General features: G+C 38.8%; 18 protein-coding genes and 1 tRNA gene. 5 read left to right on the forward strand and 14 right to left on the reverse strand.

What is annotated here, in order from left to right; all coding sequences use genetic code 11:
- Positions 1-17: 17 nt before the first annotated feature.
- The 6 genes from GJ691_RS06860 to GJ691_RS06885 form a co-directional block, all read right to left on the reverse strand.
- Positions 18-2549, reverse strand: a complete 2532-nt coding sequence (locus GJ691_RS06860) for a PIG-L family deacetylase (RefSeq protein WP_154365176.1) — start codon at positions 2547-2549, stop codon at positions 18-20.
- Between the two features lie 81 nt (positions 2550-2630).
- Complete coding sequence (locus GJ691_RS06865; protein ID WP_154365178.1) at positions 2631-3164, reverse strand: mechanosensitive ion channel family protein; 534 nt, start codon at positions 3162-3164, stop codon at positions 2631-2633.
- A 1-nt stretch (position 3165) separates the two neighbouring features.
- Positions 3166-4113: a septum formation inhibitor Maf gene (locus GJ691_RS06870; RefSeq protein WP_154365180.1), complete on the reverse strand. Its 948-nt coding sequence runs from the start codon at positions 4111-4113 to the stop codon at positions 3166-3168.
- Positions 4114-4146: 33 nt separating this feature from the next.
- Positions 4147-4734: a Maf-like protein gene (locus GJ691_RS06875; RefSeq protein WP_154365182.1), complete on the reverse strand. Its 588-nt coding sequence runs from the start codon at positions 4732-4734 to the stop codon at positions 4147-4149.
- Positions 4735-4737: 3 nt separating this feature from the next.
- Positions 4738-5265: a KdsC family phosphatase gene (locus tag GJ691_RS06880; RefSeq protein WP_154365184.1), complete on the reverse strand. Its 528-nt coding sequence runs from the start codon at positions 5263-5265 to the stop codon at positions 4738-4740.
- The gene (locus GJ691_RS06885) at positions 5249-6013 is read right to left on the reverse strand and encodes a Rossmann-like and DUF2520 domain-containing protein (protein ID WP_154365186.1); all 765 of its coding nucleotides are present in this window, start codon (positions 6011-6013) and stop codon (positions 5249-5251) included. Before GJ691_RS06885 ends, GJ691_RS06880 begins: the two co-directional genes overlap by 17 nt.
- A gap of 223 nt (positions 6014-6236) precedes the next feature.
- On the opposite strand from GJ691_RS06885, the gene GJ691_RS06890 reads away from it, so the two are divergent.
- Positions 6237-9416: a cytochrome c biogenesis protein gene (locus tag GJ691_RS06890; protein ID WP_154365188.1), complete on the forward strand. Its 3180-nt coding sequence runs from the start codon at positions 6237-6239 to the stop codon at positions 9414-9416.
- 33 nt (positions 9417-9449) lie between these two features.
- Here GJ691_RS06890 and GJ691_RS06895 read toward each other — a convergent pair whose 3' ends face one another.
- Complete coding sequence (locus GJ691_RS06895) at positions 9450-10043, reverse strand: DUF4405 domain-containing protein (protein ID WP_154365190.1); 594 nt, start codon at positions 10041-10043, stop codon at positions 9450-9452.
- A gap of 278 nt (positions 10044-10321) precedes the next feature.
- On the opposite strand from GJ691_RS06895, the gene GJ691_RS06900 reads away from it, so the two are divergent.
- Both GJ691_RS06900 and bshB1 read left to right on the forward strand, forming a co-directional pair.
- Positions 10322-11503 carry a trans-sulfuration enzyme family protein gene (locus GJ691_RS06900; protein WP_154365192.1) on the forward strand — a complete coding sequence of 394 codons (1182 nt, stop codon included), beginning with the start codon at positions 10322-10324 and terminating at the stop codon, positions 11501-11503.
- Between the two features lie 80 nt (positions 11504-11583).
- Complete coding sequence (bshB1, locus tag GJ691_RS06905) at positions 11584-12306, forward strand: bacillithiol biosynthesis deacetylase BshB1 (protein ID WP_154365194.1); 723 nt, start codon at positions 11584-11586, stop codon at positions 12304-12306.
- On the opposite strand, the gene GJ691_RS06910 is transcribed toward bshB1, so the two are convergent.
- Positions 12303-14399, reverse strand: coding sequence for an ATP-binding protein (locus GJ691_RS06910; RefSeq protein WP_246200137.1), 2097 nt, complete (start codon positions 14397-14399; stop codon positions 12303-12305). The two genes, bshB1 and GJ691_RS06910, sit on opposite strands and share 4 nt — an antisense overlap.
- Before the next feature lie 268 nt (positions 14400-14667).
- Between GJ691_RS06910 and GJ691_RS06915 the strand changes: the two genes are divergently transcribed.
- Positions 14668-14743 (forward strand) — tRNA-His (locus GJ691_RS06915).
- Positions 14744-14802: 59 nt separating this feature from the next.
- Here the strand turns inward: GJ691_RS06915 and GJ691_RS06920 are convergent.
- A complete protein-coding gene (locus GJ691_RS06920; RefSeq protein WP_154365196.1) occupies positions 14803-16362 on the reverse strand; it encodes a M28 family peptidase in 1560 nt (519 codons plus the stop codon).
- Between the two features lie 334 nt (positions 16363-16696).
- Between GJ691_RS06920 and GJ691_RS06925 the strand changes: the two genes are divergently transcribed.
- Positions 16697-18280, forward strand: a complete 1584-nt coding sequence (locus GJ691_RS06925; protein WP_154365566.1) for an aldehyde dehydrogenase (NADP(+)) — start codon at positions 16697-16699, stop codon at positions 18278-18280.
- A 58-nt stretch (positions 18281-18338) separates the two neighbouring features.
- Here the strand turns inward: GJ691_RS06925 and GJ691_RS06930 are convergent, their stop codons facing one another.
- From GJ691_RS06930 to GJ691_RS06950, 5 genes are all read right to left on the reverse strand, one after another.
- Positions 18339-19487 carry an efflux RND transporter periplasmic adaptor subunit gene (locus tag GJ691_RS06930; RefSeq protein ID WP_179955056.1) on the reverse strand — a complete coding sequence of 383 codons (1149 nt, stop codon included), beginning with the start codon at positions 19485-19487 and terminating at the stop codon, positions 18339-18341.
- Between the two features lie 62 nt (positions 19488-19549).
- A complete protein-coding gene (locus tag GJ691_RS06935; protein WP_154365201.1) occupies positions 19550-23887 on the reverse strand; it encodes a CusA/CzcA family heavy metal efflux RND transporter in 4338 nt (1445 codons plus the stop codon).
- A 69-nt stretch (positions 23888-23956) separates the two neighbouring features.
- The gene (locus GJ691_RS06940) at positions 23957-24298 is read right to left on the reverse strand and encodes a hypothetical protein (protein WP_246200138.1); all 342 of its coding nucleotides are present in this window, start codon (positions 24296-24298) and stop codon (positions 23957-23959) included.
- 447 nt (positions 24299-24745) lie between these two features.
- A complete protein-coding gene (locus GJ691_RS06945; RefSeq protein ID WP_154365204.1) occupies positions 24746-25420 on the reverse strand; it encodes an SGNH/GDSL hydrolase family protein in 675 nt (224 codons plus the stop codon).
- 120 nt (positions 25421-25540) lie between these two features.
- The gene (locus tag GJ691_RS06950; protein WP_154365207.1) at positions 25541-26395 is read right to left on the reverse strand and encodes a hypothetical protein; all 855 of its coding nucleotides are present in this window, start codon (positions 26393-26395) and stop codon (positions 25541-25543) included.
- Positions 26396-26493: the final 98 nt, after the last annotated feature.

The raw sequence follows: 26493 nt of genomic DNA on the forward strand, positions 1-26493 counted from the left end.
TAGTTTGTTGTTCATAATCAACCTTTTATAGGTGTTTTTTGTTTTACGTCACTCTTTCCAATAGATAACATATTGGCAAATAATTTATAAGCTCCGGGTACGCCTGCAGGCAATTCCCTGAAAAAACTCAAACCTGTATAAATATAGTTCCCTTTTCCATAAGGCGCTATTAATAGGCTTCCTTCTTTTGCTGTTTCCCCTTCATCATGCATCGATAGGATAGGGGTGAACTTGGAATCCCATTCACTAGGGAAGTACAGTCCCCTTTCCTGTACCCATCCTTTAAAATCATCATTCGTTATTTTATTGGGATAATTGACCAATTCATGATCTTTCCCGATTATTTCAACTTCTGAATCCTCATTGGTAACCCGTTCCCTTGATAATTTTAGCGGAAAAGGGGCAATATCCTCGTATTGTTTGTCCCATCTACCTGCTGTATTGTACTGCAAAATTAAGTTACCACCCTTCTTAACATAATCGAATAAATATTTCTGTTTGAACTTTAATTCAGGTACTACATTATACGCCCGTATGCCCACAACAATCGCACCATACTTGCTTAAAGTCTCCGCATTTATTGAATTTGGATCAATGGTATGTACTTGGTAGCCAATTTGCTCAAGACTTTTAGGTACGTCATCACCTGCACCTACGATATAACCTATATGTTCCCCTACTTTTTTGATATTCAAACGAACTACTTTTGCTTCTGTAGGTAACAAGACCGATTGGGTGGGGATATGGTCATAGGCTATGGTGACCAACTCTTTCGACAATTCTTTTCCATCGACTTTAATAATGGGCGAAATAAAACTTTCATCCTCGCTTTCCGGAGGGGTCAATTCAAAAAACACAATTTGTTCATCCCCTTTATTTTTGATTTCAAAAGGTTTACTTTCTTTGTCCACTATCCAGCCTTTGGAATAACATAATTCAATTTCACCTTTGATATTATCCCTATGGGCCTTAATGGAAACAGGTACTTTTTTAGGTTTACCGTCGGCAAAGATCATAACCTTGTCTTGAAAACTAGCCGTAGCTACTGGTAGAATATCAAAAGGATGGTATAATTCGCCATGATCAGGCTTGGAATACCTATGAATAACGGGTTTGTCAATTGCAATCGGGTAACCTTCTATCTCTAAATTGAAAACCGCATGGAAAGCCGGTGGTGTTTCAGGGTTACCGATTAAATCAGGGTCTTCTACCGTGTACATGCCTAAAGTTCCTTTTTTATTTAACCAATACGGGCTTGTATAAGAAATGTCATCAGGAATATTTAATTGAACCTTAAATTCTTGCTTATCATTATCGGTAAGGTTTATATCCTTATCCGCCGAGACTAAATCACTGATTACAACGGATTTAAGTTTGATATCGGAACTACTACGATTAACGACCTCGATATTTATTTCTGCCGTACTCCCTGGAATGGCCATGGCATCTTTGGATGAAGCCTCTAAATATAAACCTGAAATCGTGGTTATGATGTCTTTCAGTTCTTCCGATTTGATCTCTTTCCAATAGGTGTCAGGAATTTCCTGTAACAATTGATAAGCCTTTATAAGTTCTTTTATATGTGCTGACGGATTTTTGAAATTGTAATTTTTTTCAATTTCATATAAAATCGCACCGATAGCTTCTCCACCTTCAACTCGAGACCATGTGGTATCTATACCATCGAAAACATTGTTTTTATCGGCAGGCATATTGCCTTTCAATAATTCAATATACTCATTTTGGGTGCCCCGGGTCATTAGTCGACCAAAGCCTTGACAGCGGTGTTGGCTACTCGCCAAGGAGGCAATTTCATTGTTCGAAACGCCAAGCATGGGATAGTAAACGCCAATATCGAAACTAAGCATGTTCGACTTATCCGCGGCCTTGAATTTCTCTTCACTACCGTAAAACCACCAGGAGGTATTGAAAAACAACCTTTTGGGTTGCCAAGTTTTTAAATCATTCAATTGATTGGGATAGGATGTAGGATCAGAGGCCAAATCAAAAGCTTCAAAACTCAACATGGCCGAAGATGTATGATGACCATGGGTAGTTCCCGGTGACCTGTGATCGAACCTATTAATAATCACATCGGGTTTAAATTTTCGGATCATCCGAACTACATCACTAAGTACACTATCCTTATTCCATATTTTAAGGGTTTCGTTCGGGTGTTTGGAATATCCGAAATCAACCGCACGGGAAAAAAACTGTTGTCCGCCATCAACGCGGCGTGCTGCCAAAAGTTCCTGCGTTCGTAAAACCCCTAAAAGCTCTCGAAGTTCAGGACCGATTAGATTTTGACCCCCGTCTCCACGGGTCAATGATAAATAAGCGGTTCGTGCTTTAACTTCATTTGATAGATACGAAATCAGCCTTGTGTTTTCATCATCGGGATGTGCGGCTATATATAATGCGGAACCCAAAAAATTCAATTTTTGAATGGCATGATAGATATCTGAAGAAGAATTCTTTGTGGGAACTTGGGAATAAGAGGTGTTTATAAATAGAAGGATTCCTATGAAGGAGGCCAAGTAATTTCGCATAATAAAAATTTAGTTGGATCATAAAGATATAAAGAAACACAGGCAACCGGGAAAATTTACATTTCTTTAACAGCCTTTACCCTAAAGGGTGTCATCATCGGAAACCGTATTTTTGGCGATTAAAGCAACCCCTTTTTGTAACATAAGGCTATTGGGGTAAGTAACCAATTCCCCATTGTCTTTTCTTAAGTATAAATGAAACGCCTTGATGTCCATAATATCAGCTTCTTCGGGAAAATCCCCATCTAGGATACGAATGCGATCACCGATTTTAAAAGGAAAGGACAAAAATAGTATTATACCTGCCGTAACATTGCTCAAAATGGACCAAGAAGCGAACATGGCAACCCCGATTACAGCGAATATAGAGGAAAACAACAACCCGATTTCCTTGAAATTGACCCCCCAAATAAAAATCATGATACCAGTGCCCAGGATAAATAGGCCTATGGATACATATTTGATGATCAAACGGGTTCGGGCTTGGTTCAGATCACTGATCTTACCAATTCTACGTATCGCTTTTGAACTTAGGAATTTCAAGATCAAAAGTATTACGAGGGTAATGGCCGATGCAAAAATCTCTTGTTGGTTGGTGGCAATAAACTCTTCCATATTATAGTCCTAATGTATCGCGCAAATATAAATCCTTATTTCTATTTTGTTGCCAATACGGGGTCTTTATCGTTTTGATCTTGGTCCCTTTTGAAACCATGGTTTTGGCATAATCGCCATACCCACCTTTAAAGGAGTCTGACCAACTTTCAATTGTATACGGAAACTTCTCTCCGAATTTGATTTCCAGAACCCTATTCAGTTCAGGATAGGATATGGTATAGGTTTGTATGCCGTCTATAATGTCCAAAGATGCATTGGCCTTATAAGACCTTAAATCCTTATGTGCCATTCTCAGGTATTCAAAAGAAGGAATCATATTGAATTCACCTGTTGGCAAGGCAGACGGATTGATTCTGATTTTATTCCAAAGTTCGTTTTCAAGGACTTCTTTTTCTAATTTTTGTTCATTGTCCCCCTCCGACTCGAAATAAGAAAATGAGCGTACATCGTATTGCTCACGATTGTTCAATTGCGTAAAAACCTGTCCGCACCATTCTTGTGCTGAAAACGTGACTTTTAATGCGTGTTGATCGTCATGTACTGGATAAAAACTACTGCTCATTATAGCATAGGGGTAGATTCCCGTAAGATATTTTTTAGTACTGTTCAGTTTCAGGACAGGAATATTGTTTGGGTCTTTACTATCCGCTTTTACCTGTTTATCGGCAACAAAAGGCTCAGTAACGTAAATTAAAACTGCCTTTCCATTTCGTAATTCACCATATCTGGCTTGTTCCAGATCATAAGAGGTTATCTCTGCATTGCCCGCATACCAGTAGTCCTTGAATTCTTTGGAAAGAGGTTTGTTTGAAACTGAATTTTTTGAAGTTTCTATCATGGCGATATCCGCATCCCGCTCCGATTTTTTGTCTTTACAGGATTCAAATAAACCACAACACATGGCCAAAAGTAATACGGTCAATTCAAGTTTTATCCAATGCTTCATCACTTTGTTTTGGATAAAACTACTTAAAATCGATTAACCTACCATATCCATTAACGTTTTGTAAACCAATTGGGTGGGTAAGCCTACCACATTAGTGTAAGAACCTTGAATTTCCTCGATTCCTATAAGTCCGATCCATTCTTGTATTCCATAACCTCCCGCTTTATCATAAGGCCTAAAATTCCTTACGTAATATTGGATCTCATCATCGGTCAATTCCTTAAACTTTACTTTGGTGGTATGGTTTACCGTCTTTTGTGAACTGTTCGTGGTAAAAGAAACTGAGGTAATTACTTGGTGCCAACCGTTGGACAATGCTTTCAGCATTTCAAAAGCTTCTTTACTATCTGCTGGTTTGGCCAAGGAAACACCCTTATGCCATACGACGGTATCCGAAGTGATCAGTATTTCATTGGCGGTAAGGCTGTCTTTTAGGGCATTCGCTTTTAATTCGGCCAGATAATCGGATATTTCACTTGCTTTTAATTCCTGTGGATATACTTCATCAACCTCTTTCAATCGTATTTCGAATTGAAGCCCCATATCCTCGAAAAACTGCTTTCTTCTTGGAGAACCTGATGCTAAAATAATCGTATATCCTAAGAACTTATCCTTCCACATATACTAGGCTTTGGCTTCGTTAAAATCTTCGAACCAGTCGCCACGCACTTTCAATACTTGTTCCAGGACATCTCGAACACATCCCTCACCACCATTTTTATGGGAAACATATTTACAGACCGATTTTACTTCCTGAACGGCATTTTGCGGACAGGTTGGTAGGGCTATCATTTTCATAGGAGCTATATCTGGAAGATCATCACCCATATACAATACGTTCTCAGGGTTTATACCATAAACATCCAAGTATTCACCCAAGGGTTCGGCCTTATTATGTGCACCCATATAAAATGTAGTTACTCCCAATCCTTTCAATCGTGATTTAACCCCTTCATTGGTTCCCCCGGTTATAATACAAACATTATAGCCCTTCTTAACAGCTGTCTTAAGTGCAAAACCATCTTTAACACTCATCCTACGCAATAATTCACCTTGAGAGGTCACCTGAACGGTACCATCGGTAAAAACACCATCTACATCAAAAACAAAAGTGGTGATATCCTTTAAATATTGCTTATAACTTTTTTCCATAGGTTTTTCGAATTGATTTACTCAAAAGTGAATATATTTTTTTATGCCTTTTACTTTTTAATTGTGCCTTCTGCTTTTTTAAGGTTCCACGGTCGTTTCGCCTTCCGGGACCGGTTTGTGCATCATATGGGGATAGATCCTCTATTTTTTTGGCGGTTTCCTGGATCAATGGATGCAGTAAGCTGAACGGCACATTGTTTTGCGAACAAAACTCGCTCGATAAATAGTACATGTGGTTCGTGAAATTGTTGGCCATTACCGCTGCCAGATGCAAGGCTTTTCTCTGGTCAGAATCCATGTATTCGACCTTTTTGGATATAGCTGAGGCCAATTGCTTTAAAATACCGGTGTCAGCTTCATTCTCCGATTCTATACAAATGGGGATTTCGGCGAAATCAACCTTTCTGTCAAGACTAAAGGTTTGCAAAGGATAAAAAACACCTCGTTTCGTTTTCTTTGATAAGGCCGCTAACGGCACACTACCAGAAGTGTGAACGACAAGTCCCGCCTTTAAATCCAACTGTTTGGAAACTTCGGAAATCGCATCGTCACTTATGGCCAGGATATAAATATCTGCCTGTTTTAAGGATGAAACTTCCGTGGTTGTTTGATAATCCGAACCTAAGCTTTCTAAAACACTATTTTTTCGACCATAAACCTGCACAACCTCTACATCCTTGGCTTTTTTAAAAGCCCCCAATAAATGTTTGGCAACATTCCCCGTTCCTAGGATTACGATTCTGATCATAATGCGAAAATAGTGATATAATCAATCTTGTTAAAGCATTTTAATAAGTATCGCAGTGCTAAATCCGGTTCAAATTACCGGTAAATCGTTACGATGCATACTTCTTTGTATCTGTTTTTCATTATCATGGCACGTAAAAGATTCAGGGCTTTGTTAAAAGCCTTTCATTGAATATAAAATACCTTATTTTTGCCCACTGTGGATAATTAGGTATGATGCGCTTATGAAAGATCTGTTCAAGAAAATATTCTTCTCAACCCGTTTAATGGCGGTATTGTTCATCGTTTTTGCTACGGCGATGGCCTTTGGTACCTTTATAGAAAGTTGGTACAGCACGGAAACAGCCAGAATTTGGATATATAATACCACCTGGTTCGAGTTGATCATGGTTTTCTTTGTTATCAATTTCATAGGAAATATTGCCAAATACAGACTTTTGCGAAAAGAAAAATGGGCAGTATTGATGTTGCACCTTTCTTGGATCCTGATCATACTTGGTGCTTTTGTTACACGATATATCAGTTTTGAGGGGATGATGCCTATACGGGAAGGAAATTCTGAAAAGGTTTTCTATTCGGACAAGACGTACTTAACCGTGAATATCGATGGGGAGATAAATGGGGAACCTCGCAGAAAAACGTTGGAAGATGATCTTATAGTAACTCCGGAAGCCTTAAAATCCAACCTGCCTTGGAACAATGATTTCAATGGGCAACCCTTAACTATTTCTTATGTCGGTTTTATTAAAGGTGCCGAAAAAGGTCTGGTTCATGATGAAAATGGAAAGGAATACCTTAAAATCGTGGAAGCCGGTGAAGGCCAACGACATGAACATTTTCTTGAAAATGGACAGGTAGCCAATATCCATAATATTTTAATATCCTTGAACAAAGAGACAGAAGGTGCTATTAATATTTTTGAAAATGATGGCAACTATCAAATCAAATCGCCTTTCGAGGGGAATTATATGCGCATGGCAGACCAAATGCAAGGAGTCTTGATCAAGGATAGTTTGCAAACACTAATGTTACGTTCACTGTACACTACGGCCGGAATGCAATTCGTAATCCCTGAACCCATAATCCGAGGAACTTATGATATTGTCAAGATTCCGGAAGAGGAAGTGACACCAATGAGTCAAGACGCATTGGTGGTTGAAGTCAGTACCAATGGGGAAACCGTGCAGCAAAAATTATTGGGGGGTAGGGGCTCATCTAATTTTTCGGATAAAATAAATGTCGGTGGTTTGGTTTTTTCCATGGCCTATGGATCAAAGGTGCATGAACTTCCTTTTAGTATAAAATTAAATGACTTTATCGCGGAAAAATACCCAGGCACGGAAAGAGGATATGCATCTTTTATGAGTAAGGTGACCGTTGAGGACGAACGTCCTTTCGATTATGATATTTATATGAACCATATTTTGGACCACAGGGGGTATCGTTTTTTCCAATCTGGTTTTGATCCCGATGAACGTGGAACCACGCTTTCGGTAAATCATGATTTTTGGGGTACTTGGATAACCTACATAGGATATTTCCTCTTATATGCAGGATTAATGGGCATTATGTTCTTTGGGAAAACCCGTTTTAAGGATTTGGCCGAATCATTGGATAAGTTGAAAGCCAAAAAAGCAGCCTTGACCATACTTTTGGTTTTTGGATTCACACTGGGATCACTTGCCCAAGAACATAACGAACATGACGGACATGACCATTCAGCGGCACCTACACCACATCAAATAGATTCGATACTTATGGCTAGCATCATTGATGCCGACCATGCAGAACGTTTTGGAAAGTTGGTGGTACAGGATGAAGGTGGCCGAATGAAACCCATCAATACCTTTTCATCCGAATTACTGCGGAAATTGAGCTTAAAGGATAAGTATCAAGGCATGAATTCCGATCAGGTATTTCTTTCCATGATGATGAACCCTGCGTTATGGTACAACGTAGAGTTCATGGCACTTGATAAGAAAACCCAAAACGATAGTATTCGAAAGATCATAGGTGTACCAAAAGGGAAAAAATACGTAAAAGCCTTAGATTTCTTCAATGAAAAGGGACAGTACAAATTAGAACCCTATTTAAGGGAAGCTACCACGAAGAGCAACCCGAACAAGTTTGAACAGGATTTTAAGGATGCCAATATTCGCTTAAGTCTATTGGATCAGGCTTTAAGTGGACAGATTTTAAAAATATTCCCCCTCCTGAACGATGAAAACAATAAATGGGTGTCAGCAATTGAATATCGTGGCGGACAATATCAGGTTGCCGATTCACTTTATGCCAATTTCATAAAGAACGCTCTACCTTATTATTTCATGTCTTTGAATAAGGCGAGGGAATCAGGGGATTATACAGAGGCCGATAAGTTATTGGCGGCCTTCAAACAAAACCAAACCAACCATGGTGGGGAGGTTTTACCTAACGAGAACAAGATAAATACCGAAGTCGTATATAATAAACTCAATATTTTCAACCACCTGTATAAGGTTTATGTACTGGTAGGTGTTTTAATGTTCTTTATCTTGATTTTTCAGATTTTCAAGGATAGGGAAATTTGGCGAATAGGAACCTATTTCTTTAAAGGAACGATCATTATCCTATTCTTGTGGCATACTGCCGGTTTGGTATTGCGATGGTATATTTCGGGACATGCACCGTGGAGTGATGCCTATGAAAGTATTCTTTATGTTTCATGGGCCACTATGGGTATGGGACTGCTCCTAGGTCGAAAAAGTGATATGACCATTGCTTCATCAGCTTTTGTAACCTCGATGTTATTATGGATAGCGCACCAAAGTTGGGTAGACCCTTCAATTGCAAATTTGGTCCCTGTACTTGATAGTTATTGGCTTATGATCCATGTTGCCGTAATCGTGGGTAGCTATGGTCCTTTGACCGTTGGTATGATATTGGGGGTCGTTTCCCTCATTTTGATCATCCTTACCAATAAAAAGAACAAAAAACGGATGCAGCTGAGTTTAAAGGAATTGACGATTATTAACGAACTTGCATTAATGGTAGGTTTGGTAATGCTGACGATCGGTAACTTCCTTGGTGGCCAGTGGGCCAATGAAAGTTGGGGTAGATATTGGGGATGGGACCCCAAAGAGACATGGGCATTGATTTCGATAATGGTCTATGCCTTTGTCATACATGCCCGATTGGTGCCGGGTATGAGAGGTAGATGGCTTTTCAATTTCTTAAGCGTTGTGGCTTTCGGAAGCATAATGATGACCTATTTTGGGGTTAATTTCTATCTTGTTGGCCTACACAGTTATGCTAGCGGAGCCCAAGTAATTACCCCGGTATTCATTTGGTATACTGTTTTTGGGGTTCTCGTTTTAGGGGCTTTGAGTTACTGGAGGTACTACGTGAATTATGAAAAGAAGTGAAATTAAATAGGCCATAACCTTCAAAACGTTTGGTCAAGGCCTGTAATCATCCAATGCTTTTCTTAGATCTTCCATTTTAAAATTATACTCGTTTTTGAGGTCTTTTAAAGGTGTGTCTTTTGAAATGTTTTCAGGTAAACCCAATTCCTTTAAAAAATAGGAGAGGGGTACATTGGTTTGTGTTTCAATATCCCTAAAGGTCATTGAGCCCCGTATGGACTCACTCCGTGATATAACAGGAACAACCATATCCGATTTACTGTTATTACCCTTAATGGAACTTTCGACCGGGGTAATGATAGGTGCTATGGCAAGTGCTATGAGCGCTAAGAACCCAACTAATCCCAAGGCTATCCTTTGTCCTGATTTAGGTTGTTTTTTTCCCTTGGTCAAGCTCACGATCCATCGCCAGTGGAGAAATACATGAAAGGCCAAAACCACTAGAAATATTACTGCTATCCAAAAATGGATATCACCCCATTGGTGTCGATCCAGTGTCCAAATCGTATTATAGTGCCCACTTCCCTTTGGAAGATTATAATAAAGGATAACTCCTGTGGATACAAGTAAGACAAAGCAAATAAAAGCTATAATATCCACGAGGTAATTTTTGGTGGGTGTCTTCATTTCTGATGTTTATTAATTATTTATACTACTTTGAAGTAATGTGCTAAAAGGGTTTTACTATTGGTGCTACACTTTTGTTGTTCATATTCAATCCACCAAAATTAGAGTCCGGGTATCAAAAACCATATGATGTAAATCATGTTGAAATCAGCGCTTATTTCGATCGGATTACTTACTAAAAATCCTAAAGCTGGTTGTTCATTATACAATGGCGTATACATTTCTTGATTCGTATTGGTCTAACAAAAGAAATTCATAACTTTAACTCTTCATTAAAAATGAAAAAGAACGTTATGAAAAAAGGGTTGAATACCATATGCACGCATGAGGGTGAATTAAACGATGAACAGTTCAAAGGAGCGGTTTCCCCTTTGTACATGAGTACTTCCTATGCTTTTGAAGATGTTGAAGTAAAACGTTATCCGAGATATTTCAATACACCGAACCAAGTGGCCTTATCTCAAAAAATCGCCGCCTTGGAACATACCCAGGCCGCAATGATTTTTGGAAGCGGAATGGCCGCGGTCAGCACTGCATTATTGGCTTTTTTAAAGGCCGGTGACCATGTTGTTCTACAAAAGACTTTGTACGGTGGTACTTATAATTTCGTGAACGAGGAATTCTCGAAATATGGTATAGCTTATTCCTTTACCAATGGACTTGAGCCTGAAGATTTTGAATCCAAAATAAAGGAGAATACCAAAGTCATTTTCGTAGAAACACCATCTAACCCATTACTTACGATTACTGATTTGGAAGCCGTGGCCAAAATTGCGAAAAAGTATGGATTGGTTTCTATGATCGACAATACATTTGCAAGTCCGGTAAACCAGAATCCTGCCGATTTCGGCATTGATGTCATTATACATAGCGCAACAAAATATATGGGCGGACATTCAGATATATGCGCTGGTGCCGTTGCTTCTACCGAAGAACATATGGATCGTATTTTTCAATTGGCAAAAAACCTAGGGGGGAGTTTAAGCGATTATACCGTTTGGCTCTTAGAGCGAAGTATAAAAACCATGGGTATTCGCGTAAAGGCCCAGAATAACAATGCCCAACATATGGCAGAATATCTTGAGGCACATTCCGAAATTGACAAAGTATATTATCCAGGTTTGCCCAACCATCCGGGACATGAACTGGCCAAATCGCAAATGCATGGCTTTGGTGGAATGCTTTCTTTTGAATTGAATCCAAAATACGATGCTTCCCTCTTTCAAAAAGCCCTACAATTGATAAAACCTTCAATGAGTTTGGCAGGGGTCGAAAGTACGGTACTTTCGCCTGCACAGACGTCACATGCGCTTATCGGGCCCGAAGAAAGGATAAACCAAGGAATATCTGATGGATTGATTCGTTTTTCAGTGGGAATAGAAGAACCAGAGGATTTAATTGCCGATATAGAACAGGCATTAACGAAAGTCAGGGATGGAAAGATTGGGCTAAAAGTATAGTAAATCGTTTAAGCCATTGTGACAACAAGATAATATTGGTTTTACCCTGCAATCGCAGAGTACATAAATAAAAAACATAAATGAAATTAGATATATTGGTTTTCGGCGCGCACCCAGATGATGCCGAATTGGGAGCAGGGGCAACTATCGCCAAAGAAGTTGCCAACGGAAAAAAAGTAGGTATCGTGGATTTAACACGAGGTGAATTAGGAACAAGGGGTTCTGCCGAGATCCGGGATATGGAAGCTGCAAAGGCAGCCAAGATTTTAGGGGTTACGGTTAGGGAAAACCTGGAATTTGCCGACGGGTTCTTTGTGAACGACAAAAAGCATCAAATGGCAATTATACGCATGCTAAGAAAATATAGGCCTGATATTGTATTGTGTAACGCTATCGATGACCGACATATTGATCATGGAAAAGGTAGTAAACTGGTCAGTGACGCTTGCTTCTTAAGTGGATTGATAAAAATAGACACAAAAATAGAAGGTGATGACCAATGGCAAGAACCATGGCGCCCTAAACAAGTATACCATTATATTCAGTGGAAAAATTTGGATCCGGATTTTGTTGTTGATGTTTCTTGCCATATTGATGTTAAAAGACAGGCTATTTTGGCTTATTCATCACAATTTCATGACCCAAATAGCGATGAACCCGAAACACCGATAAGTAGTAAGACGTTTTTGGACAGTGTAGATTTTAGAGCGAGGGATTTAGGCCGCTTGATAGGGGTAGATCATGCTGAAGGTTTTACCGTTGAACGCTTTCCCGGAGTTAAAAGTTTATACGATTTAATTTAACCGGCTTTCTGAAACTTGTTTCTCATTTTAGGCAAGGTAAAATAAAAGCACGATCCATTGGGTATTGTGCTTTCTACCCATATTTCGCCATTGTTCTTCTCTACCATTTCTTTACATAAGGAAAGACCCAATCCAGTTCCTTTTTCATCATTGGTGCCATAAGTGGTTATACTCGAGTTCTTTTTGAAAAGTTTTTTCTGGGTTTCAAGATTAATGCCCACACCGGTATCCTTGACCGATATCTCCCAAGAAGTACTTCGTTCACTAACATCAATGGTTATTTTCCCATTTTCAGGGGTAAATTTTATAGCGTTACTCAAAAGGTTACGAAAAACAATGTCTATATGGTCATTATCGGCCCATGAGAGTACATTCGATTTTATTTTATTCACAATACGAATAGATTTTGCCGTTGCGGTTTCTTCCAATAAGTTTATATTATCATTAACAAGGTTTTCCAAGCATATAATACTTGGTTTGGTCGTAGATCCGTTCATTTGGGTTTGCCCCCAAGAAAGTAAATTGTTCAGGGTAAAAGAAATATTGTCGAGATCTTTACCCAATTTAGGTATAAACTGTAAAAAATCATTAGAACCTATCTCACCGTTTCTATACAATTGTAATAAACCTTGGAAAGCTGCAATGGGACCACGTAAGTCATGACCTATTATTGAGAACAATTTGTCCTTGGTTTCATTGGTAGCACGTAGTTTTTTTTCATTTTCGACCAATTTCGCCGTTTTATTATAAAGTTCAACGTTCAATCTCTTTTGAACCTTTTCATTTCTTCTGACGATTAGGGTAATGACCAAGAATATGACCAAAATAAGTAAAGCGATATAAATGTACCTTTTTTGACTCGCTAGAGCCTTTTCATTTTCAAGAATGAGCTTTTCCTTTTGCTCCTCAAAATCAAGCTTGGTGACTAGCATAGTCAAACTTTTCTCATTCTTGTTTGAAATAATCGTATCATGTAGTGTTTGGTAGAGTTCATGAAACGTTAATGCAGATTTTAGATCGCCTTTGTTTTTATTTATCCTATATAAGGTATTGGCACTTTTTTGTATTTCTTCATGAAATTTCAATCTTTTGGATAATTCAAAAGCTTTTTGGGCATATACTTCTGACAAGCTGTCTTTATGTTGCCCTAAATAGGCTTCGGCAATACCATTCAGTAATGAGGTTTCTCCGCGATCATCATCAACGTTATGATGCATCATTTCACCTTGTTTGTACCAAAAAAGAGCCCATTTATAATCTTTGGATTCAAGATAGGCCTTACCCTTAACTTCGTAAGCATAGGCCAACCAGTCCATTATTTTATGCTTTTCAAAAACACCTATACTACTATTGATATTGTACATAGCATACTCCAATTTACCCATATCTGCATATACTGAAGCTAAATTGCTCATTGTTTTTGCCGTATTGATCTCATCCCCGATTTTTTCATTGAGTTTCTTTACGATTTTGAAAAAACCTATAGCTTGATCGTAATCGTTTTGATCGGCATATAAACTGGCAATGTTCTCATTGAGTATGGCTAGCATCTTATTGTCACCGATAAGACTTGCTAATTCTATACTTTTTAAATACCTACTCAATGATTCTGCATAATCACCTTTATAATAATAAACATTGGCAATACTATTTTCTATTCCAAGTAAAAGTTTATTACCAAGTAAGAGTTCATCGTCCTTGATTCTTTTTGCAACTTCATATGCTTTTTGATAGTAGTAGATTGCTTTATCATAATTACCCTGGTCTTCATAGAAGTTTCCGATTCCGGTCAAAGAATTGCATTGACTGAATTTGTTTCCCGATTCAGAGGCCAATTTTAAAACTTCGTTGGAAATTAGATGAAGGCTATCGGAATTATAATAGCGAATTTCATCACCCAACTTCATTAGCATATTAATGTAATGACTATCATGGGGGTTGAAATCCTTTTTTAAACGTAGCTGTTTTATTTGGTACTGAAGACTATCCCTTCTAGGTACTTGGGAATATAATTGTGTATATCCCAAAATCATAGCAATGAAAATCAAGGCTAACTTTTTAATCGGGGACATTTGGTTAATTTTCGGTTTCAAACTTAGGGTTTTGAAAATAGATATTCTTAATTCGAATAAAATTAATCCCTATTTGCCCTGAGGGACAATAAATGTTGTGAAACTGCGATTTTTGTGTGTTTTATCGTAGTAAAAGTGTATTTCATCGATGAAATGAGATTAGAGCTCTAATATACCCTTCATAATTTATACGAACCATAATTTTAAAAATGATGATTCTTTTAAAAATATACCTTGAATTAGTTGGTAAGATCAATGAAAAAAAATTAACTTTGCACCCGCTTTAAATGGTGGTTGTAGCTCAGCTGGTTAGAGCGCTGGATTGTGGTTCCAGAGGTCGCCGGTTCGAACCCGGTCTTCCACCCAAAAGACAAAGCCCCGACAGAAATGTCAGGGCTTTTTTTGTTATGCATGATGATATAAATTATTTTAGGTCTTTATCCACCTTTATTCTAGTATCGCGATTCGCTATTTCCCAAGCGGTATGGAATATTAATCTAGTACGGTTTTCCAAGAGGTCGTAATTTATTTTATCTGGGGTATCCGAAGGTCTGTGATAATCATCGTGGGTACCGTTAAAATAAAAAATTACCGGAATATTGTTTTTGGCAAAGTTGTAGTGATCGCTCCTATAATAGAAACGATTGGGGTCATGGTCGTCATTATACTTATAATCAAGCTCTATGTCCATGTATTTTTTGTTTACTTCTTCTGAGAGGTTATGTAATTCCGAACTCAACTTGTTGGATCCGATAAGATAAATATAGTTTCGATTGCCATCCCGCTTGGGGTCTATTCGGCCTATCATATCAATATTTAAATTGGTTACTGTCTCTTTCAAAGGGAATATTGGTTGCATATCTGTATAAAATTGCGAACCGAACAGTCCTTTTTCTTCACCTGTTACATGAAGAAAAACCACGGACCGTTTTGGTCCTTTTCCCGCATCGGCGGCTTTTTTGAAAGCTTCCGCAATTTCCAGGAGGCCTACCGTACCCGAACCATCATCATCGGCACCATTGTTTATTTCCCCTTTATCTGTTATACCAATATGGTCTAAATGGGCGGAAATGACCACATATTCATTGGGTTTGGTGGATCCTTTTATAAAGGCCACGACGTTTTCTGACTCAACTATTCCTCCATCGGCATTTAATTGTAGATTCAAATCCGTATTTAAATCCTTACTAATGGAAGTATTCATTATGTCCGGATATAGTGCCGTTGCAACATTTTTATTCAAAACAACATTGATGAAAGTAGGACCGTCAGTTGTTTTTAAGGATAGTTTACCTGAGGAACGTTTTTTTCTTCGATTGAAATAATTCTGATATCTCGAAAAATTTGTATCGTCAAAATATAACATGCCAAGTCCGCCATGCTCCCGTATAGCCTTTGAACGTTTACCATAGGCATCGGAAACCTTACTCCATTTTGAATTATACGTAGTTCCCGTAACCTTATATGTACCATCGGCATTCATGGGTTCACCGAACTTCACCAACACTAATTTCCCTTTTATATCAATACCCTCAAAATCACTGTAATTCTCATCATCAATACCATATCCTGCATATACGATATTGCTAAATTGGCCTTGGGCAGCCTCAAAGGCGAGCACATCTTCCCCCAATTTATATTCCTTACCATTTATTTGCAATTCACCTGTGGGCATTACATCCCTCATTAAAGGGACTTGCTGATAGTAGTCACCATCTTCCTTTGCTGCGGGAATTCCCATAGCTTTATATTGTTCTTTAATATAGGCTGCGGCTTTCTTTTCCCCACGTGTTCCCGTTTCACGACCTTCAAATTCATCCGACGCATAAACGAACAAATGTTCTTTAAGTTCTTCCGAGGTTATGGTTGCAGCATAAACGGTCTCAGCTGATGGGGATGTATTTGCATTATTTTCCGGAACTGTTTTTTGGGAAGAGTTACAGGCCATTGCCAAACCAACAGCGATCAAAACCAATTTATTCATTAGGAATTATTTTTAATGGTATCAAAAATAATGAAAACCCAAGTATAAGTGCTTCTATTTGAAATCTACTTGGTTTTATGGGCCTATTTAATTTTTCTAATGCAATGAGTTATATGTACTTTGATACTAAACAATGATATGTTTAAATAATCAAAGATGAAATATATCATTGAAAAGGGATAAAAACGCTTAAAATGCCAATCCATAATTTAATTAACCGAGGTCTATGAATTATTTTTAAAGAACCTATTTTTCAGCGATTGGGACTAAGTTTAAGATAATATTCTATAATTTGGTCCTTTGATTAATAAAGGATATTTAAATGAGTACCATTATGATTACTGGAAAGAACTATATTGGCAATACCCTATCCTCAAAAGGGAGTAAAACGTATACAACTTATAACCCTCAGTTAAATATCGAAAATGGTTTTTCTTTTGTTGAAGCCGCTTCCGAAGAAATCGATGAGGCAGTAGGTTTGGCTAGAACGGCCTCTATTGGGTTTGGGGCCATGTCAGGGGTAAAAAAGGCCGATTTTTTAAATGCCATAGCCGATGAAATTTTAGCATTGGATGAACTATTGATCAAAACCTATTGTTCCGAGACGGGTTTACCTGAAGGAAGGGCCATTGGTGAAAGGGGTAGGACCATAGGTCAATTGCGGGCCTTTGCAGCATTGGTCAAGGAAGGTTCTTGGGTAGAAGCTTCTATAGATACTGCCATTCCTGATAGAACACCTGTACCTAAACCCGATTTACGAAAAATGCTCATTCCCTTAGGTCCCGTAGTAGTTTTCGGGGCAAGTAATTTTCCTTTAGCCTATTCAACAGCAGGTGGTGATACCGCTGCGGCTTTTGCTGCTGGTTGCCCGGTAATCGTAAAATCCCATCCCATGCATGCCGGTACAGGCGAATTGGTAGCTTCGGCAATTATTAAAGCCGCTAAAAAAACAAATATGCCCAATGGTGTTTTTTCAAATTTGAATAGCAGCGGAATCGAAGTAGGTTCTGCCTTGGTAAAACATCCCGGTATAAAGGCCGTTGGTTTTACGGGAAGTATCGGAGGCGGTAGGGCTTTGTTCAATTTAGCCGCACAACGCGAAGAACCTATTCCTGTTTTTGCCGAAATGGGAAGCGTGAATCCCGTTGTAATACTGCCCGAAGCCGTAAGTAAAAGGGGCGAAGACTTGGCCAAGACCTATGCTGGGTCAATCACTCTAGGTACCGGTCAATTTTGTACCAACCCAGGATTATTGCTCGGTATAAAAAGTGATGCGCTTACTGGTTTCATAACTAGACTTTCTGAAGAAATAATCAAAATAGAACCTAGTTGTATGTTGCATCCGAATATTATCGGGGCCTATGAAACTAAAAAGGAAAAAGCCTTGTCCCAGAACGGATTGCAAGTGGCCGCTGAAATACAACAGAATGTACAAACAAATTATGCCCGACAAACCGTTACCACCGTAGAGGGCAAAACATTTTTACAGAACACCACGCTGCACCAAGAGGTTTTCGGACCTTATTCCATAGTGGTACAATGTGAGGATATTGCACAACTGAAAGAAATCATCAAGAACCTTGAAGGACAGTTGACCGGCACCATAATTGCCGAAGAAAATGAATTGGAGGCACATCAGGATATAACCATTGCCTTGCAGAATAAGGTAGGAAGATTGATTTACAATGGTGTACCGACAGGAGTAGAGGTATGCCCTTCAATGCAACATGGTGGACCTTACCCTGCTTCAACCGATAGTCGTTTTACTGCCGTAGGTATCCATTCCATTAAAAGATGGGTACGACCAATCAGTTACCAGGATTGGCCAGATAGTCTATTGCCCGATGCCCTGAAAAATTCCAATCCGTTGAAAATTTCAAGGTTGGTCAATAACGAGCAGACAAAGAATAGTTTGTAATCAATTCATTAATGGCCTTGATATTAAGGAATAACCATTAAATCATCAATTGTTTACTTTATTCCGTTTCACCGATAAGATTAAACGCTCCTTGAACCAAGAACTTGTCATTAGCTTCAAAATCGCTACTATTTTTAATCATAGTGAATCCATTGAAACTATCACCGGTCATTACTTCCTTACGAGTAAAACTATAGGAATCACCCACTGTTTCATTCAAAAGAACATAATGGGAATCGTCCATTGATATGATGGCACTTTCAGGCAAGGCGGACTCCTTGGTTGAATTTGTGATAATTTGGGCATCGACGAACATACCCACTGCAAAATTGTGGTTTTCGTCATCCAGTAAATGACCATGAACCTTGACCGTCCTATTCTTCAAATCTATTGACGTCCCTACCAAATGCACTTCAGCTTCATAAAATTCATTATCGGCTTCAGGAATCTTAAAAAGGATTTTTTGTCCTTCTTTTACCTTAAGAACATCCTTTTCAAACACCGAAAGTTCAAGATGTACATGGTCTGTATTAATGATTTCCATAATCTCATCGGAAGGGGAAACGTAAGTACCCTTACTTACGTTCAGTTTGGTTACACTACCATGGATAGGGGCGTAAAGGGTAATCGTCGAAGTAATATTCCCGGCCTCCACCGAAGCGATATTGATGTTCAACATTTGAAGTTTTTTCTTTAAGCCGTTGTAATTTGCCAATGCACTCTTGTATTCACTTTCCGCTTTCAGAAAATTTTTCTGTGAGCTGATCTTTTCCTCAACAAGTGTTTTTTGACGTTCGTATTCCGATTTAAGGAAGGTAAGTTGCTGGGCAGTTTCAAGATAAGTTTGCTGCATTTCAACGAATTCCGGATTTTCCAAGGTGACCAAGACTTGTCCCTTTGAGATTTTATCCCCGATCAATAAGGGCGTTGTCTTGACATAACCTCCGATAAAAGAACTGATAATGGCCCGGTTTTGAGGTGGTACATCTATCATTCCCGTTGTGTTGATTACCGTAGGAAAGGGCTGTTCCGATAATTGCCCCAATTGCATTTTATTGCTATCGAACTGGGCCTTAGTCAATTCAATTTCATTTTTTTTGATGGTGTCCTCGGTAGTTGCCGTATTTTCACCATTGCTTTTTGATTCCCCACAGGCTAGAATCATAAAGGCCGATATTAAGAATGCTATATTTTGAAATGATTTCATAACGTTTATTTTGTGTTTCGTACGATTCGTTTTTATGTTCTCCGGAATAAAATAATTGCCGATCATAAGGTCAAATGATTTAAGGCAATTACGGTTTGGTTGTAATTGTTGAGATTCTCTAAATAAGATAGGGTAATACGATAGGCATTTTCCAAGCTTTGTATATATTGGAAAAAATCGATTTCCCCATTTTGAAATCCAACCGAAGCGGTTTTCAATATTTCTTCGGAAAGGTGTTGCCCGTCGTGCTCATAATAGCTTAATGTCTCTTCATATTTACGCAGTTGCCCCATCAATTTCCCATGTTTTAGGTACAATTGGTTCTTATAGTCTACCGACTCCTCAATAGCCATATCCTTTGCGATTTTCGCGGCCCTGATTTTCGCAGCCTTGCCATTGAAGAGTAAAGGTATTTTCAATCCTACCTGATAACCATAAAGATGTTCCCCTAATCCGGAGTTGGTGCCTTGGAAATAATCAAAATTGATATCGGGCAAGAGGGATTGTTTTTCATAACCGCTTTTCGCCTTAAACCATTCATTTCTATGTTCATAAAGGGCTAAACCGATATTCTCGGAAACCCCTGCGGATTGCAATTCCAATTTATTCAATGGCATATGGGCCACCTTGATGGGCTCATCGATCTGAATCGTTTTCTCTAGTTGGTCTTGGGCCAAGACCACATCTTCCTTAGCCTGTTCATACAGGGCTTTGAGTTCTTTTTGTTTGGCTTGCGCCGTAATCTTCTCCAAATAGTTGGTCTCGCCCAATTCGAACCTTCGCTGCGAGGCATGTGCGAATTTCTGATAAATACTGTCTAAATACCGGTATACCTGGGTTTTCTCCCGCTCATACAATAATTGGTAATAGGCAGAGGCAATTTCACGCTCAAGTAGTTGTGTCTGTATTTCAAAATTGCTTTCCTCCATACGCAAGTTTGCCTTGTTGATTCGCTTACCTGCAAAGTAAACCGTCGGAAACAGGATGCTTTGTTGTACCCCATATACGTTCAACGGTTTATCGTTAAAGGCCAGATTGTTTTGATCGTAGGAATAATAGACCTCTGTTTTATCAAAATCAAAGGCACTACCTACCAAAGCCTTGGTAGTTTGGGTTTTAAATTCAGCAGCCTTAAGACCGGCATTATTTTGCAATGCCAATGCCCTAATTTCATCAAAATGCAATCCTTTGTCCTGGCCATTGACCTGTACAGCCAACCCAATAAGCAGTAGAAAAATCCCTAAGCTTTTATTTTTTTTCTTTTTCAAAATACGCTTTGATTTGATTTTTGTGTCAAAAATGGCATATAAGACCGGCAGTACGATCAAAGTAAGAAGCGTTGCGGTAACAAGGCCTCCAATGACAACGGTAGCCAATGGTCTTTGAACTTCTGCTCCTGCGTTGGTTGAGACTGCCATGGGTAAAAATCCCAGTGCCGCCGCGGCCGCTGTTAGTAAAACCGCCCTTAAACGATCTTTAGTCCCTTGTTTTATCCGGGCTTCAATATCTTCCATACCCTGTTCCTTTAATTCCTTAAAATGTTCTATGAGTACAATGCCGTTCAATACCGCAATACCAAAAAGCGCTATAAAGCCCACTCCTGCAGAAATACTGAAAGGCATACCGCGCAACCAGAGTAAAAACACACCCCCAACAGCTGCAAGGGGAATCGCGGATAAGATCATCAACGCTTCCTTGATCGAATTGAAAGCAAAGTAGAGCAAGATGAAAATGAGGACCAATGCTACGGGCACGGCTATTTTCAACCGATTTTTGGCACTTTGTAGGTTTTCAAACTGCCCGCCATACGTAATGGTATACCCAACGGGAAGCTTTAATTGCGATTCAAGCTTATTTTGAACATCGGTAACCACGGATTGTAAGTCCCGATTACGCACATTGATACCCACCACGATTCTCCTTTTTGTATCATCCCTTGAGATTTTGGCAGCTCCTTTGGTATAGGAGATATCCGCAACTTCATTCAATGGTATTTTTGCTCCGGAAGGCAAGTCTACATAAAAGTTTTTGATATCATCAATATTCCTTCTGCTCTCATCATCTAACCGAAGGGCAAGATCAAAACGTTTTTCCCCTTCAAAGATGCTACCCATCGTACTTCCTCCAAAGCCCATGGAAATCACTTTGTTCAAGTCGCTGATATTCAATCCATATCTGGCAATTTTATCCCTTTTGAATTTTATGTTCATTTGTGGAAGGCCTGCTATTTTCTCCACACTGATATCGGCTGCTCCCTTAACATCCTGAATCAACCTTTTGATTTCATTTCCCTTTTTATTGAGAATATCAAGATCATCCCCAAAAATCTTAATGGCGATATCGGCCCGTACACCCGTAATAAGCTCATTGAACCGCATTTCTATGGGCTGGGTAAATTCTACTTCCATACCTGGGATTATACCGAGAGCTTCCTTGAACTTATCGGCAAGTTCATCCTTGGAATCGGCAGATACCCATTCCTTTTTTGGTTTCAGGGTAATGATAACATCGGTTTCTTCCATAGACATCGGGTCTGTTGGTACTTCTGCAGCACCGATCCTGGTAACCACTTGATCTACCTCAGGAAATTTTTCCAATAAGATTCTTTCAATTTGGGTAGTAGTCTCAATGGTCTTGCTCAATGATGTACCTGTCTTAAGTATAGGTTGGATCACAAAATCACCTTCGTCCAAAGTGGGTACGAACTCACCGCCCATGGTAGTGAAAAGATATATGGCGGATACCAGTAAAAGTCCAGCGATCGATAAAACCAATTTTCTACTTGCCAAAGCCCATTTTATGGTAGGGGCATAAAGTAGATTTAGAAAACGCATTAGGCGTACCGATACATTCTTATCGGTAATCCGTGAAGGTTTCAATATTATGGATGAGATTACCGGAACATAGGTAAAACAAAGGAGCATGGCCCCGATCAATGCAAAACTGAAGGTCAATGCCATAGGTTTGAACATCTTACCTTCTACACCACTTAGTGATAGGATGGGAATAAAGACAATAAAAATAATCAACTGGCCAAAAATTGCGGAATTCATCATTTTAGAAGCACTTTGAAGGGTAATCCTGTCCTTGGCCTCTTGTACGTCTTTTTCGGACATTTGCATTAATTCCGTTCGATTAGAGGTAATTTGAAAGGCAATAAACTCCACTATGATCACAGCCCCATCGATGATGATACCAAAATCAATTGCCCCCAAACTCATTAAATTGGCATCGACCCCAAAAATATACATGAGTGAAAGGGCAAACAACAGACATATCGGAATCACAGAGGCCACCACTAATCCCGATCTTAAATTACCTAATAGCAGGACCACAACAAAGATGACGATCAGACAACCTAAGATAAGGTTCTCTGCCACAGTGAACGTTGTCTTGCCGATCAATGCACTTCGCTCTAAAAATGGATTGATGTAAACACCCTCGGGTAACGTTTTGGAAATTGAGGCTACCCTATCTTTAACGGCATCGATGACTTTTTTTGAATTGGCATCCTTGAGCATCATGACTTGGCCCAATACTTTTTCCCCTTCACCATTACCGGTAATAGCCCCGAATCGAGTAGCGCTACCAAAGCCTACCTTTGCAATGTCCTTGATTAAGATGGGAACCCCATCTTCATTTTTCACTACGATATTCTTAATATCCTCAAGAGAAGTTACTAGTCCTTCTCCCCGTATAAAATAGGCTTGGTTGTTCTTTTCAATATATCCGCCACCGGCAACACTATTATTATTTTCCAATGCATTGAAGATTTCACTCACAGAGATATTCATTGCATGTAATTTCTCGGTATTGATAGCAACTTCATATTGTTTTAGATAACCGCCCCAGGTATTGACTTCAACAACCCCGGGTATTCCCGACAACTGGCGTTTTACGATCCAATCTTGTATAGTGCGCAGATCCATGGCGGAATATTGATCTTTATAGCCAGGTTTCGTATCCAAGACATATTGGTAAATTTCACCCAAACCCGTGGTTATGGGCCCCATTTCAGGAGTACCGAATCCGTCTGGTATTTTTTCAGAAGCCGATTTTATTTTTTCCGCAATTAGCTGCCTGGGCAAATAGGTGCCCATATTATCCTCAAAAACAATGGTCACCACTGAAAGTCCGAATTTGGATATGGAACGAATTTCCACAACTCCGGGTAAGTTTGCCATTTCCAACTCTACAGGGTAGGTGATGAATTGTTCTATATCCTGTGTCGAAAGGTTTTGCGATGTGGTAATAACCTGTACTTGGTTATTGGTTACATCGGGTACGGCCCCAATAGGAATCTGCGTAATGGAAAACAGACCGAAACAAATAATAAAAAGGGTAAGCAGAAGAACGAATAGTTTATTCTTTATGCTGAATCGTATGATTTTTGTTAACATAATCCATGGTAATAAGTGATACAAACCATCCAAGTCAATACAACAGGGATGAACGAAATCAATTAAGGATTATGCTTGTTTTGGAGGTTGGAAAATGTCGGATTTTTCTAAAAAGGAATAATTGTCCAGATAATAGAAATTGGTCGTATAATTAAAAACAGGAACTGTATTTACTACCGGAACCTGTAATTTATTGACCATATAGACCACAATACTGTGCGAACAGCAATGATTATTAAAGGGAAGTTGTTCGTGATCCTGTTTTTCTTCTTGATGGTCTTGTGAATGTTCCTCTTCCAAGGCACCGTAATGTTTGGACAAAAAGACCAAAAAATTATCCCCGTATTTATCAGAATGAAACTGGGCATGCTCAATTAAATCGTCTATATGTGCCAAGTCACGAAAATCCATACCAAAACTTTGGATGAGTATCAATATTGACAACGATATGGATAAATATTTAGACATATGTAAAACAAAGATAGCTATTATTTCAAATTTTAAGACAACAACATATCGACAAAGCTTATATAACTATTGTTTTTATATATTGATAATCAGTAGTTAAGCACATTAAAAACAAATTTACGGAAAGATCATCCATTGTGCCATGATATAGGTTGGCCAGACATAAATAATAGGTTAAAATGTAACAACCTTAATCCTTGGCCTTATCATAAAACTGCCAAATAGGGGTATGGTTCAGAAAAAATAAATCTGGAACCGTTAAGATTTTAAAGCATATAGGGTATTGATCAGCCCCTAATTAAATATAAACTTCTATTGAATGGGTCTTATAAGTAGGGATTACCCCAAAATATAAAAAGCACCCTTACTTTAAGAATCGACATTACACGGTTATTTACCCATGGCTTTCGCTATAGCTGCTTCTGCTAAAGGAGCCATTACCTCGTAACCCAATTTTGTGGGGTGTACTTCATCTAAGGCATATTTTTTGGGTAATCCGTTACGTTCATCGACCATGGCTGAAAAATAATCAAGATAAATATGGCCTTTATTTTCAGCATATTCCTTTAACATAATATTCAAATCGATTATTTTTTTTGACGGTTCCAATCCGGGTTTCCATGGATAATCATATGCGGGGAGTACCGAGGAAATCACCACTTTTATCCCGTTGGCATCCGCCAATTCGGCCATCGATTTTATATTATCCGCAATCATTTCCAAGGTAGACGGACCCGTATTGCCTGCTATATCATTGGTACCTGCAAGAATGACCACTACCTTAGGCTGCAAGGCAATAACATCTTGTCTAAATCGTAGAAGCATTTGCGGAGTAGTTTGCCCACTAATTCCCCTGTTGATATATGGTTTACCTTCAAAAAATTCGGGTACGGTATTGATCCAACCAATAGTAATTGAATTTCCCATAAAAACTACGCGGTCTTCCCCTTCTTCCGGCAAACCGATTTTATCATTATCAGCTCTGAATTGTTGAAGATTAGCCCAATCTTGGGCTTGTGAAGAGGTCATCATTAAAAAGGTTATCAAGACTACTATAGATCTCATTGCTCTCTATTTTTTATTTGGATAATAAAGATACGGCATTAAGGGATATGCGTAGTTTGATAAATAAAAAAACCTTGGCAAATCTCTTTACCAAGGTCAATTATATCTTAATTTTTCTATTTACTCACAAACAACATCGGCACCTGTACTATCCCAGCAATACCAAGCATCATTTTCAAAATATGAAGGGGCCATTACCCGACCATAAAATTCCGATCTGCTCCATTCAATATCAACATCTATGAAATCTTCATATTCAGAATCATAAATATGAACATCATAAAACACATTATAATCACCTTCTTGCAAGCCATATTCCAGGTAACTGCCATAAAAAAGGTCATCACCGCCATCTTCATCCAACTCACGTACCCATGTGTATTTGATACTGCCAATTTCATCATTTTCACGACTCCATTGTATATTGATAATAGGAGTAGGGGTTTCCACATTTTGGTTAAGTGTCCATTCCCCACTATTACCGTCTAAAGCCGAAACACCTGAGAACCAAAGGAATTCATTGAAAGGCGCTGTACCTGCCTTGGATACGTACATCTCCCATATTACCCCATCACTGGTCAATTCTCCTGTAAGTCTAGCCGTATATTCACTGGCAAACCCATCAACGGTATACATCCATTGCCATGTATTGTCTCCAATAAATTCTGACTCATGGGAAAATGCACTTTTAAATGAGGCGATTGGTACGGCTAAATTGGTGAATAATGCCGTGTTCCAAAATCCAACGACCAATCTTGGATACAACCAGTTTTCTCCGATTTTGGCTGTCGAAGCAGTTTGTTTGTCAGCGATTGAGGAATCATCAAGAAAATCATCGAAATCAACCGCCATTGATTCATATGGAGGTAACACCAACGCATCGGCATTTACATCATTATTTTCATCCGAATTATCACAGGAGAAATTTAAAATAATAACAAATGCCCACAAGGCATGTATCAATTTAGTCTTCATAACGCTTAGGAATATTTTTTGTTACTAATATGAAAACGGATTTTCAGCCTTAAAATTGTAAATCAACCTATGAGATAAGTAGGTCTTAAAATAAACGT

Origin of the sequence: Maribacter luteus, from assembly GCF_009674825.1 — a bacterium.
GTDB classification, from domain to species: Bacteria; Bacteroidota; Bacteroidia; order Flavobacteriales; family Flavobacteriaceae; genus Maribacter_A; species Maribacter_A luteus.